Raw genomic sequence first — 14,454 nt, 5'->3', positions numbered from 1 at the left:
GCGCCCCTCCCGCGAGCAGGAGGGGCGAATGCGGCTTTACGCCGCCAGCTGGTACGGCTCGATCTTGCCTGCCAGATACAGCTTCTTCGCCTTGGCGCGGCTGAGCTTGCCCGAGCTGGTGCGCGGCAGCGTGCGAGGGGGCACGAGTTCGACCACGCAGTTCATGCCGGTGATCGAGCGGACCTTGTCGCGAATCTCGTTGCGCAGCTTCACGCGCTCTTCGGGATCGGAGACGCGGCAGTGGACGAGCACGGCGGGGGTTTCCTCGCCGCTTTCGGTCTCGACCGAGAAGGCGGCGATGTCGCCCTGGTGGAACCCCGGCAGCTGTTCCACAGCCCACTCGATGTCCTGCGGCCAGTGGTTCTTGCCGTTGATGATGATCATGTCCTTGGCGCGGCCGACGATGAACAGGTAGCCGCGTTCGTTGACGTAGCCCATGTCGCCGGTGTCGAGCCAGCCATCGACCATGCAGGCCTCGGTCGCTTGCGGGTCGCGGAAATAGGAGTGCATGACCGACGAGCCGCGGCACCAAACCTTGCCGATGTGGTGGTGGGCAACCACTTCGCCGTTCTCGCCGCGCACTTCGACTTCCATGCCGCGCACGGGCACGCCGCAGTTGACGATGGCGCGGTAGCGGGCGGGGCGCGAGAGATCGCGGGGGCTGCCCGAAAGGCGCTCTTCCTCGACCAGTTCGACGCGGATGCCTTCACCCGGCGGCATGATCGTGACGGCGAGCGTCGCTTCGGCAAGACCGTAGCTGGGCAGGAAGGCGGCGGCCTTGAAGCCTGCATCGGCAAAGGCGTTGACGAAGCCCTGCATCACGTCGGGGCGGATCATGTCGGCACCGTTGCCCGCCACGCGCCAGCGCGACAGGTCGAAGCGCTCGGCCACGTTGGTCTGGCTCGAAATGCGGCGCGCGCAGATGTCATAGCCGAACGTGGGCGAATAGGAGAGCGTGGCGCCCTGGTTGCGGCTGATCAGGTCGAGCCAGGCGAGCGGGCGGCGCGCGAAATCCTCGGTCTTGAGGTAATCGACCGACATCTGGTTGGCGATCGGCGAGAGGAAGCAGCCGACCAGGCCCATGTCGTGATACCACGGCAGCCAGCTGACGCAGCGGTCGCCATCGGTGAAGCCCATGCCATAGGCGTGGCCGGCAAGGTTCGCCATCAGCGCGCGATGGGTGACGGCGACACCATGGGGGAAGCGGGTCGAGCCGCTGGAATATTGCAGGTAGCTGATCGCCTCGGGATCGGGCGTGGGCAGGGCCGCATCCGACGGGGCGACGGCGCCGAACTGGTCCCACGTCATGCCGGGGCAACCCTGACGCGCGGCGGCGGCGGCGCACATCTCGGCGATCTCGGTCGGGTAGAGCAGCATCGTCGGGTCGGAGCTGCCGAGCTGGACCGAAAGCTGGTCGATGTAGTTTTCCTTCCCGCCGAAGCTGGTGGGCAGCGGCAGCGGCACCGGCCAGGCGCCTGCGTACATCGCCCCGCAGAACAGCGCGGCGAAGTCCGGCCCGGTCTCGGCGATCAGGGCGATGCGGTCGCCCGCCTTGACGCCATGGGCAACAAGGCGGCGCGCGGCGACGAGTGCGTCGGCGCGCAGCTGGCTGAACGGATAGACTTGCGCCAGTTGTCCGCGCGGATCGTGGAAGTTGAAGCCCCGCTCGCCTTGCGCGGCATAGTCCAGCGCGTGGCAAAGCGTGTCAAAGTCTGCGTAACGGCGCGGCTGAGCATCATCGTTCGGCGTGGGAACGAGAGCGGCCTTCTCGGCAACGGCGTCCGAAACGGTCATGCGATACCCCGATTTTCTTCTGTTTACCTGCGAACCGTAACTCTGCGTTCGCAGGTGAATGGTCCATGACTGTCAATCCCGTCGACGCCGCAAAGCAGCTGGCGTCAACGTGCGGCGTTCTCATTTAGACCGGACTGTGGCACGAATATGGCGCAATGGAGCAGCAGCGTCCCGATCGGCCCGGAAAACGGGCGCCAAGGCCGCTCGATGCGGGGCAACTGGAGGAGCTCGCGCTGAGCTATGTCGCGCGCTTTGCCACCAGCGCGGGCAAGCTTGCCGACTACCTGAAGCGCAAGCTGCGCGAGCGCGGCTGGGAAGGGGCGGTCGCGCCCGACGTGGCGGCGGTTGTCGCGCGGATGGTCGAGCGGCGCTATGTCGACGATGCCGTGTTCGCGCGGGCCAAGGGGCAGGGGCTGCTGCGGCGCGGCTATGGTGCGCGGCGGATCGGGCAGGCGCTGGGCGCGGCCGGGATCGACGAGGATTTGCGCGACGAAGGGCTGGGTTCGGCGCGCGAGCAACGCGAAGCGGTTCTGGTGCTGGCGCGCAAGCGACGCTTCGGGCCGTTCGGGCGTGACGGGGCAAGTCATGATCCTGCAACGCGCGAAAAGCAGGTGGCGGCGATGTTGCGCGCCGGGCACCCCCTTGCCAGCGCGCGGGCCATGGTCGATGCAGACACCATCGAGGAAGCGGAAAGTTGGGTCGATGAAGACGTGGACTAGGTTGATTGCGCTGGCGGTGGCTTCGGGCCTGGTCGCGTGCTCCCCGGCGGCGGCCGGGTCGAAGGCGACCAAGCCCGCGTCGGTGGCGCCGATGCCGGCGGTCCATCCGCTCTCCGGGCTCAAGGTCGTGCCGCTGACGGCGACCACGTCCGCCGGGCCGCATCGCTTCGCGGTGGAAGTTGCCGCCAGCTTTGCCGAGCAGGAAAAGGGCCTGATGTTCCGCACCGCGATGGGCGCGGACGAAGGCATGATCTTCCCCTACGATCCGCCGCAGCGCACCGCGTTCTGGATGAAGAACACGGTTCTGCCGCTCGACATCATCTTCATCGGCGCGGACCACCGCGTGTTGAACGTGGCGGCGAATGCCGTGCCCTATGACCTCACGCCGCTGCCCTCGGCGGGCCCGGTTTCGGGCGTGCTGGAGCTGAACGCGGGGCGCGCGGCGCAGCTTGGTATCGCGCCGGGAACGCTCATCACCTGGTAATAGCGAGCCTGCGAGGCGTTAAGGGTGGCATAGGGCGCATCCGGCGCTTGCCGACTCCCCCGTTTCGCGGCTAAGCGCTCGGGCCATGACCATCCTCGGCAAGATCTTCACCTGGTGGGACGGCGCCACCTTCGGCACCATGCTCGACAGCGCGCGCAACGGCGAGCTGGTCGGCCACGATGCGCAGGGTAACAAGTACTACCGTGCGAAGAAGCCCTATCCCAAGGGTCATCCCTTCGCCGGGCGCGAACGCCGCTGGGTGATCTACAACGGTCCAAACGATGCCAGCCGCGTGCCGGCGGAATGGCATGGCTGGCTGCATGGCAGCTTCGACGGCGTGCCTGAAAGCAACCTGCCGCCTGCGCGGATCTGGGAAGTGGACTACACCCCCAACGCCACCGGCACGTCGGCCGCCTATCGCCCGCAAGGCGCGCTGGAACGCGGTGGCAAGCGCGCCGGCGCAACCGGCGACTACGAAGCCTGGTCGCCCGAAGCCTGATGATTGGCCGCCGGTCGCCGGTCGTTGCGCTGCTCGCCTTTTCGGCGGCGCTGTCCGGCTGCAAGGGGGGGGACGAAGTCGCGCCGCCGCCCGAGGCGACGCAGACCGGGGGGCCTGCCGCCTCTGCCAGCGGTGTGGTCGAAAGCGAATACGGCACGCCGGTAAAGGACCGCGTGGCGACGCTGGGCTTCCTCAACAAGCGCAACAACATCACGCAGGACGTGGTGCTGAAGACGGGCGAATCGCGTCGCATCGGCAACGCCATCGTCAAGCTGGCCACCTGCGAGAAGACCGCGCCTTGGGAAGATCCGCCCGAAACCGGCGCCTTCGTGCAGCTTTACGTCGAAGAGCGCGCGACGACGCAGGAAAAGCTCGCCTGGCACAAGGTGTTCTCGGGTTGGCTGTTCCGCAATTCGCCGTCGCTGAACGTGGTCCAGCACCCGGTCTATGACGTTTGGGTCAAGGACTGCGCGATGAAGTTCCCCGGCGAGGAGGACAGCCCCGCCTCGGCCGCATCGTCGAGCAATGCGGCAAAGCCGGTCGGCACCGCGAAGCCCGCGCCTTCGCCCAGCCCATCGGCGTCGAAGGCCCCGGCCCCCGCGGCCGAGGAAGCGCCGCCCGCCGACAATCCCGCGTAAGGACGGCGCAGCGCGGCTTCGAGTAAGCCGAGGTATTGCGATTGGGGGATCTCCACCGCACCCAGCGAGGCGAGGTGGGGCGTGGAAAACTGGCAGTCGAGCAGTTCCGCGCCGCCGCGCCGCATCGCCGCGACCAGCCAGGCAAGCGCCACCTTCGATGCATCGGTGGCGCGGCTGAACATGCTTTCGCCACAGAACACGCGGCCGAAGCCCACGCCATAGAGCCCGCCGACCAGATGCAGCGTGTCCGATTCATCGGCCAGCCACGATTCGATCGAATGCGCGTGGCCGAGCTGGTGGAGTTCGCGATAACTCTCGCGGATGCGGCGGCTGATCCAGCTTTCCTCGGCCCCTTCGCGCGGCGCAGCGCAGGCGTCTATCACCGAATCGAAGGCGGCGTTGCAGGTGACGGTGAAGCGCCCGCGCCGCAGCGTGCGCGCCAGCGATTTCGACAGGTGGAAATGATCGAGCGGCAGGATCGCGCGCAACCGCGGCTCCACCCAGTAGATATCGGGATCGTCGCGGCTGTCGGACATCGGGAAGATGCCGGCGCGATAGGCCCTGAGCAGCAGCTCGGGCGGGATGATCGGGTCCTCGCGGGCCATAGTGGACAAAATCGTTGTCAGCCGGTTGCATCCCCTGCGTCAAGCCACTAAAGGCGCGTCTCCGGCACAGGAGCGTAGCTCAGTTGGTAGAGCATCGGTCTCCAAAACCGAGGGCCGTGGGTTCGAGTCCCTCCGCTCCTGCCACTTCCTGATGGAAGTGGCGTCCGCCCGGAATGCCGGGGAGTTAGCCAACCGGGTTGGCCAAAACTCCCCCCAGGCCTTGCCCGTTCTCCCCTGCAACATGGTCGATCGCAATCGAGCGGCCCATACGTCTTGGGGTTTGGGCGTGTCAGGGGGGCGTCCCGAAAACGGCCGCTTCATGCTTGTCGCGACTATGAAACTTCCATTTTGGTAGTAATATTACTCAGGAGCTTTCCGCGCGCAGCGGCGGCTCCGCGACCGCAATGGAACAAGGACGTGGCGCAGGCGTGGCGACAACCTTCACCGGCGGGCCGGGCGACGACACCTTTGACGTCACCGCGAGCGACGATGCGATCGTCGAACAGCCCGATGGCGGTGTGGATACCGTGCGGGCCACGGTCGATTACGCGCTGCCCGACAATGTCGAGAACCTGATCCTGCTCGGCGGGGCGCGGGCCGGAACCGGCAACGCGCTCGCCAACACGATCACCGGCAATGCGCTGGACAACACGCTGCGCGGGGGTGGCGGGGCGGACCACCTGTTCGGGCTTGAAGGCGATGACCTGTTCCTTGCCACGGGCGCCGATCTGGTCGCGGGCGAGGCGATCGACGGCGGGGCGGGCACCGACCTGCTGCGGATCGAGGGCTATGCCAGCGCCGACCTGACCGGAATCACGCTGACCGCGCTCGAAGGCGTCGAGGCGACAGGCGCGGTGCGGATGACGGCGGCGCAAGTGAGCGCGCTCGATTCGCTCCACGCCGGCGGGCTGGAGATCGCGAGCGCGGGCGATGCCGACCTGACCGGGCTCGACCTGCTGGTGGGCGATCTCGCGCTGGGCGATGCGGGCGTCCGCCTGATCACGGACGATCCTACGCGCGTGCTGAACGTGCGTGGCGTGGCGGGCGCGCAGGTGTCGCTGAGCGACGGGACGTTCGTAACGTTCACCGACACGGTGAAGACCGCGACGATCGGTTCAAGCGGCGACGATTATTTCCTGGGTGCGATCGGTTCCGTGTTCGATGCCGGCGCGGGCTACGACGTGGTGGAGCTGGCCGGCATTCGCGGAAACTACGACTTGCGCCATCAGGTTTGGCGCAACGTCGAGGAATTGCGTGGCGGGTTGTCGACGGTGACGCTCGATGCTGACCAGTTCAACCAGCTCCAGCGGAGCGCCGGGCTTGTGTTCTACCGGGTTTCGGGAAGCGGCACGCTGCACGCGGTGTCCGGCCTGGGCTATGCCACGCTGCTGAACGGGGGCATGACGCTCGACTGGGGCGCGTCAGACGTGAACGTGTCGATCCAGGGCAGCAACGGCGTGGACAAGGTCACCGTCGGCAAGTTCGGCAGCACCGTCAACGGCAACGACGGCGATGACGTGATCGTCGGCGGTGCGGGCATCGACTATCTCTCCGGCGGCGCGGGCACCGACCGCATCCTCGGCGGTGCGGGCAACGACCAATTGGCGGGCGGCGCGGGGATCGATCAGGTCTATGGCGGCGCGGGCGACGATGTCCTGATCCTTTCGACCGAAGGCCTTGGCGCGGGCGAAGTGGTTTCGGGCGGCGCGGGGCATGACACGCTGCGCCTTGTCGGGACCGGCAACGCCCTGACCGAGATCGATCTGACGCGCGTGCAGATCGCGGGCATGGAAGCCCTGTCGCCCGATTTCCGCGTGCGCATAAGCGTGGGCCAGCTGGCACAGTTCGACACGTTCAACGTCGGTAAGCTGACGGTGAAGGGCGCGGCGCCGCTCGATCTGGGCCACGCCACCGGCTACATCGGCTGGATCGTGCTGGAAACGCCCGGCGCCCGGCTTTCGCTGACCGGGTTTGCGGGCAAGACCGCGGTGACCGGCAGCGAGGGCGCCGACACGATCCATGCCGCCGACGGTGGTTCGGAGCTCAAGGGCGGCGGCGGCAACGACTGGCTGTGGAGCGGCATCGGCGCGGATACCCTGCGCGGCGGGGCCGGGCGCGACCGCTTCGTGTTTGCGACTGACCCGTCGGGGGCGATCGACAGAATCGCCGATTTCGTCGCGGTAGACGACAGCGTGATGCTCGACCACGGCGTGTTCACGGCCCTGCCTGTCACGCACGGCGCCATCGGCCGCGCGGCGTTCTGGATCGGCGCGCAGGCGCACGATGCCAGCGACCGGATCGTCTATGACGCAGGCACCGGCGCGCTTTACTACGATGCCGATGGCAACGGCGCGGGCGCGCAAGTACAGTTCGCGCAGTTTTCCGCCAACCTTGCGCTCACCCACGGCGATTTCATCGTCATCTGACTGCGCCCGGGCCTGCGCTCAGGCAACGCCTTGCCATTGGCGTTGCTTGCGACTAAATGACACGCACTTTCCGACATCGGAACATCGCCCTGCCCCTCCCGGACCTGTCCGGGGCGGCGATGTCCCCTAGGTGGAAGGCGTGACATTCCTCAAGGCAAGCGAAAGCGAAGAGCGAACAAGCGATGGCCAAGACCAGCCCCGGCGAGTTCATCAACCAGGTCCGCGCCGAAGCGCGCAAGGTCGTCTGGCCGACCCGGCAGGAGACCACCACCACCGCGATCTTCGTGGGCGTGATGATGCTGATTCTTTCGGTGTTCTTCCTCGGGATCGATACCCTGTTCGGGTTTGCCGTGCAGTGGCTGCTCTCGCTCGCCTGACCCAAAAGACCATCCAAGGAAGACCCATGGCCCGCTGGTACATCATCCACGCCTATTCCGGCTTTGAGAACAAGGTTCGCGAGGCGATCATTTCCGAGGCCGAACGCATGGGCCTGTCGCAGCTGGTCGAAGCGGTCGAAGTGCCGACCGAGACCGTCACCGAGGTCAAGCGCGGCAAGAAGGTCGCGGTCGAGCGCAAGTTCATGCCCGGCTACGTTCTGGCCAAGCTGACGCTGAACGACGACATCTACCACCTCGTCAAGAACACGCCCAAGGTGACCGGCTTCCTCGGCAACAACAACAAGCCGCAGCCGATCTCCGAAAAGGAAGCCGCCCGTTACTTCGGTGCGCGCGAGCAGGCCGCGGCTGAACCGCGCAAGCACGTCGCGGTCGATTACGAGATCGGCGATTCGGTCAAGGTCAACGCGGGGCCGTTCGCCTCGTTCAACGGCACCGTCGAGGAGCTGGACTTCGAGAAGCAGCGCGTGAAGGTGGCGGTGTCCATCTTCGGCCGTGCGACCCCGGTCGAGCTGAGCTTCGAGGAAGTCGAACTCGTCAAGTAAGCGCCGCGAAAGCTGTCTGGCGTGGCGCGGGCGGGATCAGTCCCGGCCTGCGCCAGTCACGGCATGGCGCGCCGCAGCATAGAGCGCGGCGGTGCGCCGGGCGATATCCGCCCACGACAGGTCGCCGTCGCGGCGGCGCTGCACCGCAGCTTCCAGCGTTTCGAGCAGGCCCGGTTCGGTGACGAGCCGCGCGCCCGCTTCGGCCAGCGCGGCGATGTCGCCCGCCGGCACCATCAGCCCGCCATCCTGAACCGCTTCGGCCAGTGCGCCGACGCGCGTGGCGATGACCGGGCGGCCCGCGCCATATGTGCTGGCGATCACTCCGCTCTGCGTCGCATCGCGATAGGGCAGCACCGCGGCGGCAGAGCCCGCCACCAGCCGTTCCAGTTCGTCCTGCGCGATCCGCCCGCGCATCAGGGTGATGTTGGGCGCGGCGGCAAGGCGGGGGGCGAGGCGGTTCACTTCCGGCCCGGCGCCCGCCACCAGCAGGTCCACCGGCACGCCTTGCGCCAGCCAGAGGTCGTTGGCGTCGAGCAACTCGGCAAGGCCCTTGTAGGCCTCCATGCGCCCGAAGAAGATCAGGCGGTGGCGATCGGGCGCGCCTTGCGGAACTTCGCCGCCGTGGCGGCCGAAATGTAGCACGCCGTGAGGCACGACCGCGATCCGTTCGTGCGGTACGCCGGTCCGGGCGAGGTCTTCGGCCAGGCTCTGCCCATGGACGATCACGCGGTCGCTTGCGGCGCGCAGGGCGGCATAGGCGCGGGCGAAAGTGCGGGCGGCGCGGTCGTCGTCGCCGCTGTGGGGCAGCGGATCGTGGACGGTGGTCACGAACGGCAGCCGACCGCGTAGCAGCCGGGCAAGCTGGGCCATCGAGCGCGTCGGGTGCTCCTGCGCATGGACCACGTCGGGGCGGAAGCGGGCGATGTGGCGGGCGCAGAGCAGCGCGATCAGCGGCTGAAGCGGGGCGAGGTGGTGCGGCACGATGCGCAAGGTCAGGTGCTGGCGCAGCCAGTCCAGCGATTCGGGGCGGATCTGCCGGGCGCAGTTGCGGCGGCTGAGCACCAGCAGCACGTCGTGATGTTCCGCCAGCGCGGCGGCGAGGTTCGCCGCATAGTCGGCGTGGTGCGTGGCGATCAGGGCAATGCGCATGGGCGCTGGCCGGTATCAGGTTCTCACGCGTGCGCAAGCGGCGCGGCCCTTGCGTTTCGGGCGGGATGCCGGTATGCGCGCGGCCTTCGCGAGTGCCGTCCTTGTGGCGGAGCTGGCGATTCCGTGCGGAAGAGGGCCCGGCGGGTTCTCGCCTGACCGCTCACTCTGAGCCCCTTTGCGGGCGACAGGAAGAAAGGAGGCCACCCGTGGCCAAGAAGATTGAAGGCTATATCAAGCTGCAGGTTTCTGCAGGCGAAGCCAAGCCCGCCCCGCCGATCGGTCCGGCGCTGGGTCAGCGCGGCGTCAACATCATGGAATTCTGCAAGCAGTTCAACGCTGCAACGCAGGAAGTGGAAAAGGGCACGCCGCTGCCGACCGTGATCACGGTCTATGCGGACCGCTCGTTCACGTTCGTGACCAAGACCCCGCCCGCCACGTTCTTCATCAAGAAGGCCGTCGGTCTCAAGTCGGGTTCGAAGAACCCCGGCAAGGAATCGGCCGGCACCATCAAGCGCTCGCAGCTTGCCGAGATCGCCCAGATGAAGATGAAGGACCTGAACGCGAACGATATCGATCAGGCGACCAAGATCATCGAGGGCTCGGCCCGTTCGATGGGTCTCCAGGTTGTGGAGGGCTGAGACCATGGCAAACCAGACCAAGAAGCAGAAGTCGCTGGTCGAAAAGCTGGGCGACAACCAGAAGCTCCACGGCGTTGACGAAGCGATCCAGCTCCTCAAGGACCTTGGCACCGCCAAGTTCGACCAGACGCTCGAAGTCGCGCTGAACCTCGGCGTCGATCCGCGCCACGCCGACCAGATGGTTCGTGGCATGGTCACGCTGCCGTCGGGTACCGGCAAGGACGTCAAGGTCGCCGTGTTCGCCCGTGGCGACAAGGCTGAAGCCGCGCTTGCCGCCGGTGCCGACCGCGTCGGTGCGGAAGACCTGCTCGAAGACATGCAGAACGGCAACCTCGACTATGGCCGCGTGATCGCCACGCCGGACATGATGGGCGTCGTCGGCCGTCTCGGCAAGGTGCTGGGTCCCAAGGGCCTGATGCCGAACCCGAAGCTGGGCACCGTGACCCCGAACGTCGCCGATGCGGTCAAGGCTGCCAAGAGCGGCCAGATCGAATTCCGCGTCGAAAAGGCCGGCATCATCCATGGTGGCATCGGCAAGCTCTCGTTCTCGAACGAAGCGCTGCGCGCCAACTTCGACGCCTTCGTCGACGCGATCGTCAAGGCGAAGCCGGCCGGCGCCAAGGGCAAGTACGTCCGCAAGGTCGGTCTGTCCTCGTCGATGGGCCCCGGCATCAAGATCGATCTCGCCGAGGTTCAGGGCGCCTGATCGCCTGACCTGACGGCAGACACAAAAAGGCCGGGAAGAGCGATCTTCCCGGCCTTTTTCCTTGCCCGCTGCGAATGTGCGTCAGCGCAGCGTCTGGAGATAGGCGACCACGTTGGCGCGGTCGCCTTCGCCCGCAATTCCGGGGAAGGGCATCTTGTTGCCCTTGACCACGCCCTGCGGGCTGGCGACGTAGAGGCGCAGCTGCTCGGGCGTCCAGGCGAAGCCCGCCGCGGCCATGGCCGACGAATAGTGGAAGCCGGGGAACGTCCCCGCCTTGCGCCCGACCACGCCGAACAGGCGCGGGCCGATGCCCGGCGGGGAATTGGCGGTATCGCCGTGGCAGACGGCGCAGTGGCTCTTGAAATAGGTGCGTCCCGCGCCCGCATCGGCGGCGTGCGCGCCGGTCGTGCCGAGCGCTGAAAGGGCGAGGGCGGCGAACGTGCCGCGAATCAGAAAGCCAGCCATGTGAACACCCGCAATGCGTTGTTGTCGGAAGCGTTGGCGCCTGCACCATCGTAATTGTGGCTGGCGCCGTCGAAGCGGCCATAGGCAGTGTACTGCACGCCCAGCCGCATGTTGACGAGCGGGCCGAACGGCGAATTGCCGCCACCCCACGGCGTGTAGTCGAGCTGTGCCATCACCCCGCTGCTGTCGGGGCGTGCCAGCGGGCCGCTGTAGAGGAAGGCGCTGTGCGATCCGGTGGTCGAGAACGCGCCGAGCGTAGCGCCCAGCTTGCCGCGCCAGTTGTAGGCAAGATCGCCGCGCAACTGGCTCAGCGTGTTGTGCGCGCAATCGGGGCCGAGCGCGGCCAGCAGGCAACTGGCGGCAAGGTTGCTGGATTCGTGGATGTAGCGCATCTGCGCGGTCAGCGTGTCGCCGCCGCTGCCGATGGACTTGAGGAACGAGGCGTCGAGCCCGAGATCGGAATAGCGATCGCCCTTGCCGGTCGAGGCATCGCGGCCCGGATCGATCGCGGCCTTGAGCGCGAACGCGCCGAGTTCCAGCGTGCCGCCGGCGAGATCCTGCTGGTAGGCCACGCGGCCATAGGGCGCGAGGCCGCGCAGCTTGCCCGGATCGGTCGGGTCGGCACCGAGCCAGCGCAGCGTGCCCGCCGAGGGCGAGCCGTAGGCGCCTGCTTCGATGTAGAGCTTGTGCCCGATCCAGCTGTAGGCCGACACGCCCAGCGTGTTCTGCGCCAGCGCGCCGTCGATCAGCGGCGCCGCGCCCGGTGTGCCCGAGACAGTCGTGTCGGTATAGGGAAAGCCCCAGGCGGTGGTCGTGTTCCACACGTCCTGCACCATCGGCGCGTTGTTGAGTGTGACGCCGAACACGGCGTCGCTGCCCAGCACGCGACCATTGGTGACGGCGCGCAGGTCGAGGTTGTCCCACGACCAGTGCCGCGCAACGCCATCGTAAGTCATCTGCGCGAAGCCGCCGAAGTGCTGGCCCACGCCGCCCGCGACAAACAGGCTGCCCTGGTCGAAGGCGAGGTTGTCGTTGGCGTTCAGCTTGTCGGGCGCGGGGACCTGATCCTTGCGCGTGTGGGTGTAGGAAGCGAGCGCCATCGCCGCGAGCGGCACGTTGAAGGCCTTGGCGCGCATGGTGTAGCCGTTCAGCTTGAACTCGCGCCCAAAGGGGGTGAGCTGCGGGCCGAAGCCGCCGACGTGGCAAGCCTGGCAAGGCTGGCCGGTCTGGTCGGCGAAGCTGGGCACGGCCATGGCCGGGCGGGCGGCGAGGACGGCGACGACGCCGATAGCGGCGGGCAGGGTGGCGCGCAGGGCGTACCATCGCAGGCTGCGGCGGCGTGCCGCCGGGTTCGAAAAGCTCGATTCGGTCATGCTGGAATCCCCCCCGGATCGAGACGATCCGGTCCTTGGGAGGACCCTGTATGGGGCCAAGTGACTGGGTGGTGGCGCGCGCGTGAACAAGTCTTCATCGGAATAACCGGCGCGCGGCCGCGTTGTTGAAACCCTTTGCGCGGGCGCGAATGTCGTGGACAGCAGCCTTGCCGCGCCGCGCGCCGCAGGGCATCGACACGGGCCGTCAGGAGTGCCGATCCCCGTGTCCGATCATCCCGCGTTCGACAATCCGGTGACCCGTGCGCGGGTGATGGTCGAGGCCGAAGTGCCGCCCGAGCGGCGCGGGCCGGGCTGGGACCGGCACTGGCGCGAGCTGGAGGCCTATGCGGCGGCGGGCACCGACTGGACGGTGGCGCCCGCGCCGCCGCCCCATGCTAAGCGCAAGCGGCGGCGGGCGAAATCGGCTGGTTGAAGGCATCAACAAACGCGCCGACCGGATTTCTGGCGAATCACGCCTTTTCAGGCGCTTCCCCCAAGCTTGTTGACGAAACAACGGCGTGGAGCAGGGTTTCGTGCAAGGCGCGCGCAGGCGCGCAGGGCGGCGGGCCGTCGGCCCGCGAGAGCATGACGGCCTTTCACCTTGTAGGACAGCGCAAATGCGCGGGTGGCGGGCTCCTTCAGCCTGCCTGCGTGCGCCCGCGCGCCTGCACGCCCGCGACGCGGCCCGCGATCTCTTCGGGGGTGAGCGCAGCGGAGAACGCGCGGCTGGCGCTCTTTTCGTGGGTGCGGCCTTCGCCATAGGCGAGCGCGTTGCCCTGGTCGATCTGGGCCTTGTAGGCCGACAGCGTCCGGGCCGGGATGGTGGCCATTTCGGCGGCGAGCGCCAGTGCGGTGTCGATGAGGTCGGCGGCGGGCACCACGCGGTTGACGAGGCCCCATTCGAGCGCCTTCGCTGCATCGATGAAGTTGCCGGTGAAGGCCATTTCCTTGTAGCGGGCGAGGCCGATCAGGCGCGGCAGCTTCTGCGACAGGCCCCAGCCGGGCAGGATGCCCACGCGCGCGTGGGTATCGGCAAAGCGCGCCTTGTCGCTGGCGATCAGCACGTCGCAGGCGATGGCGACTTCGAAACCGCCGGTGATGGCGACGCCGTTGATCGCGCCGATCACGGGCTTGGGGCAGAATTCGATGGCATGGACCGGGTCGGCGGGCTCGTCGCCCGTGGGGGCGACGGCGGACAGGCCGTTGCCGGTCGACAGTTCCTTGAGATCGAGCCCGGCGCAGAAGGCGCGCTCGCCCGCGCCGGTTAGGATCACGACCGAAACGTCGTCGTCAGCGGCGACCTGGTCCATCGCCTTGGCCAGCGCATCGCGCAGGGCCCGCGACAGCGCGTTCATCGCTTCGGGCCGGTTGAGCGTGACGATCGCGATGGCGTCGCGCTTTTCGATGGTGACCAGTTCGCTCATTCCCTCATCCCTTTTTTCTGAAATTGGCTTTTGTATAACACTCTATAACGAGGCTGATGGCGGTCCCGTCGGCCCGGCGCAAGAGGCCGCGATGCGAAAGCACGGTGTCCTTGGGGCAGCCCGGCCAGCCGCCCGCGTGTTCGGACAGGCGTTCGCGGTGGAAGCCGAGCGGAGCGACGACCTTGCCGAACGGTGCATCGCTGGTTTCAAGCGTGCGGTTCATCTCGGGCGTCAGCGCGGCGGGGATGTACCAGTTCTTGGCTTCGGACAGGACCACGCCGTTGCAGGCCAGGCGCACGTGGCGGAAGCCGAAAGGCTGGCCGGGGGCAAGGCCGAGCGCCGCGCGGGTCTGCGCGTCGGGCGCTTCGAACGCGCCGCGATCGACCAGCGCGCGGATTTCGCCTGCAGGCGCGATGCCTTCGACGCGGCACCAGTCGGTGAGGGCGGCGGTGGCACTGTCACGTGCACGCAAGGCCTGCTGGAAGCGGTGGAGCTGTGCCGGCGCGCAGCCAGCCAGGCTGGCCGCCGCAACAAGGGCGGCGGGCAGGGCGGCTGCGGGCAGGGCGAGGGATTCGCGCAAGGCCACGCGCCCGG

Annotated in this window: 16 protein-coding genes, 1 tRNA gene and 1 pseudogene; 11 read left to right on the top strand and 7 right to left on the bottom strand. The window is 67.7% G+C overall.

Annotation, left to right across the window (positions count from 1 at the left end; genetic code table 11):
* Positions 1–36: 36 nt before the first annotated feature.
* Entirely contained in the window at positions 37–1,794 is a 1,758-nt protein-coding gene (locus K3A84_RS11940) for a fatty acyl-AMP ligase (protein WP_225009574.1), read from the bottom strand.
* Between the two features lie 155 nt (positions 1,795–1,949).
* Here K3A84_RS11940 and K3A84_RS11935 point away from each other — a divergent pair, with 155 nt between their 5' ends.
* From K3A84_RS11935 to K3A84_RS11920, 4 genes and pseudogenes are all read left to right on the top strand, one after another.
* Entirely contained in the window at positions 1,950–2,513 is a 564-nt protein-coding gene (locus K3A84_RS11935; protein WP_225009573.1) for a regulatory protein RecX, read from the top strand.
* Positions 2,497–2,997, top strand: coding sequence for a DUF192 domain-containing protein (locus K3A84_RS11930; protein ID WP_225009572.1), 501 nt, complete (start codon positions 2,497–2,499; stop codon positions 2,995–2,997). The genes K3A84_RS11935 and K3A84_RS11930 overlap by 17 nt, the downstream gene beginning before the upstream one ends.
* An 85-nt stretch (positions 2,998–3,082) precedes the next feature.
* Positions 3,083–3,496, top strand: a complete 414-nt coding sequence (locus tag K3A84_RS11925; RefSeq protein WP_225009571.1) for an NADH:ubiquinone oxidoreductase subunit NDUFA12 — start codon at positions 3,083–3,085, stop codon at positions 3,494–3,496.
* Positions 3,496–3,906 (top strand): annotated as a pseudogene (locus tag K3A84_RS11920) (DUF2155 domain-containing protein); the annotation flags it as partial. The gene K3A84_RS11925 and the pseudogene K3A84_RS11920, both read left to right, overlap by 1 nt.
* A gap of 35 nt (positions 3,907–3,941) precedes the next feature.
* Here the strand turns inward: K3A84_RS11920 and aat are convergent.
* Positions 3,942–4,739 carry a leucyl/phenylalanyl-tRNA--protein transferase gene (gene aat, locus K3A84_RS11915; protein ID WP_225009864.1) on the bottom strand — a complete coding sequence of 266 codons (798 nt, stop codon included), beginning with the start codon at positions 4,737–4,739 and terminating at the stop codon, positions 3,942–3,944.
* 68 nt (positions 4,740–4,807) lie between these two features.
* On the opposite strand from aat, the gene K3A84_RS11910 reads away from it, so the two are divergent.
* The 4 genes from K3A84_RS11910 (at position 4,808) to nusG (ending at position 8,105) form a co-directional block, all read left to right on the top strand.
* Positions 4,808–4,883: transfer RNA gene (locus tag K3A84_RS11910), tRNA-Trp, on the top strand.
* A gap of 284 nt (positions 4,884–5,167) precedes the next feature.
* Positions 5,168–7,165 (top strand): calcium-binding protein, encoded by a 1,998-nt coding sequence (locus K3A84_RS11905; RefSeq protein WP_225009570.1) that lies wholly within the window; start codon positions 5,168–5,170, stop codon positions 7,163–7,165.
* Positions 7,166–7,347: 182 nt separating this feature from the next.
* Positions 7,348–7,542 (top strand): preprotein translocase subunit SecE, encoded by a 195-nt coding sequence (secE, locus tag K3A84_RS11900; RefSeq protein WP_225009569.1) that lies wholly within the window; start codon positions 7,348–7,350, stop codon positions 7,540–7,542.
* A 26-nt stretch (positions 7,543–7,568) separates the two neighbouring features.
* A complete protein-coding gene (gene nusG / locus K3A84_RS11895) occupies positions 7,569–8,105 on the top strand; it encodes a transcription termination/antitermination protein NusG (RefSeq protein ID WP_225009568.1) in 537 nt (178 codons plus the stop codon).
* 36 nt (positions 8,106–8,141) lie between these two features.
* Here nusG and K3A84_RS11890 read toward each other — a convergent pair whose 3' ends face one another.
* Positions 8,142–9,254, bottom strand: a complete 1,113-nt coding sequence (locus K3A84_RS11890; RefSeq protein WP_225009567.1) for a glycosyltransferase family 4 protein — start codon at positions 9,252–9,254, stop codon at positions 8,142–8,144.
* A gap of 206 nt (positions 9,255–9,460) precedes the next feature.
* Here K3A84_RS11890 and rplK point away from each other — a divergent pair, with 206 nt between their 5' ends.
* Positions 9,461–9,892, top strand: a complete 432-nt coding sequence (gene rplK / locus K3A84_RS11885) for a 50S ribosomal protein L11 (RefSeq protein WP_225009566.1) — start codon at positions 9,461–9,463, stop codon at positions 9,890–9,892.
* Between the two features lie 4 nt (positions 9,893–9,896).
* Positions 9,897–10,598 (top strand): 50S ribosomal protein L1, encoded by a 702-nt coding sequence (gene rplA, locus K3A84_RS11880; RefSeq protein WP_225009565.1) that lies wholly within the window; start codon positions 9,897–9,899, stop codon positions 10,596–10,598.
* A gap of 81 nt (positions 10,599–10,679) precedes the next feature.
* On the opposite strand, the gene K3A84_RS11875 is transcribed toward rplA, so the two are convergent.
* Positions 10,680–11,063: a c-type cytochrome gene (locus K3A84_RS11875; RefSeq protein WP_225009564.1), complete on the bottom strand. Its 384-nt coding sequence runs from the start codon at positions 11,061–11,063 to the stop codon at positions 10,680–10,682.
* Positions 11,048–12,436: a hypothetical protein gene (locus K3A84_RS11870; protein ID WP_225009563.1), complete on the bottom strand. Its 1,389-nt coding sequence runs from the start codon at positions 12,434–12,436 to the stop codon at positions 11,048–11,050. Before K3A84_RS11870 ends, K3A84_RS11875 begins: the two co-directional genes overlap by 16 nt.
* Positions 12,437–12,659: 223 nt before the next feature.
* Here K3A84_RS11870 and K3A84_RS11865 point away from each other — a divergent pair, with 223 nt between their 5' ends.
* Positions 12,660–12,869 (top strand): hypothetical protein, encoded by a 210-nt coding sequence (locus K3A84_RS11865; RefSeq protein ID WP_225009562.1) that lies wholly within the window; start codon positions 12,660–12,662, stop codon positions 12,867–12,869.
* A 205-nt stretch (positions 12,870–13,074) separates the two neighbouring features.
* Here K3A84_RS11865 and K3A84_RS11860 read toward each other — a convergent pair whose 3' ends face one another.
* Both K3A84_RS11860 and K3A84_RS11855 read right to left on the bottom strand, forming a co-directional pair.
* On the bottom strand, positions 13,075–13,860 hold the full coding sequence (locus tag K3A84_RS11860; RefSeq protein ID WP_225009561.1) for an enoyl-CoA hydratase: 786 nt from the start codon (positions 13,858–13,860) through the stop codon (positions 13,075–13,077).
* Positions 13,861–13,864: 4 nt separating this feature from the next.
* Positions 13,865–14,440 (bottom strand): hypothetical protein, encoded by a 576-nt coding sequence (locus tag K3A84_RS11855; RefSeq protein WP_225009560.1) that lies wholly within the window; start codon positions 14,438–14,440, stop codon positions 13,865–13,867.
* Positions 14,441–14,454: the final 14 nt, after the last annotated feature.

Origin of the sequence: Novosphingobium percolationis (assembly GCF_020179425.1) — a bacterium.
Classification (GTDB): domain Bacteria; phylum Pseudomonadota; class Alphaproteobacteria; order Sphingomonadales; family Sphingomonadaceae; genus Novosphingobium; species Novosphingobium percolationis.
The sequence above is the reverse complement of the archived record's forward strand: the minus strand, read 5'-3'. Positions and strand labels throughout refer to the sequence as shown.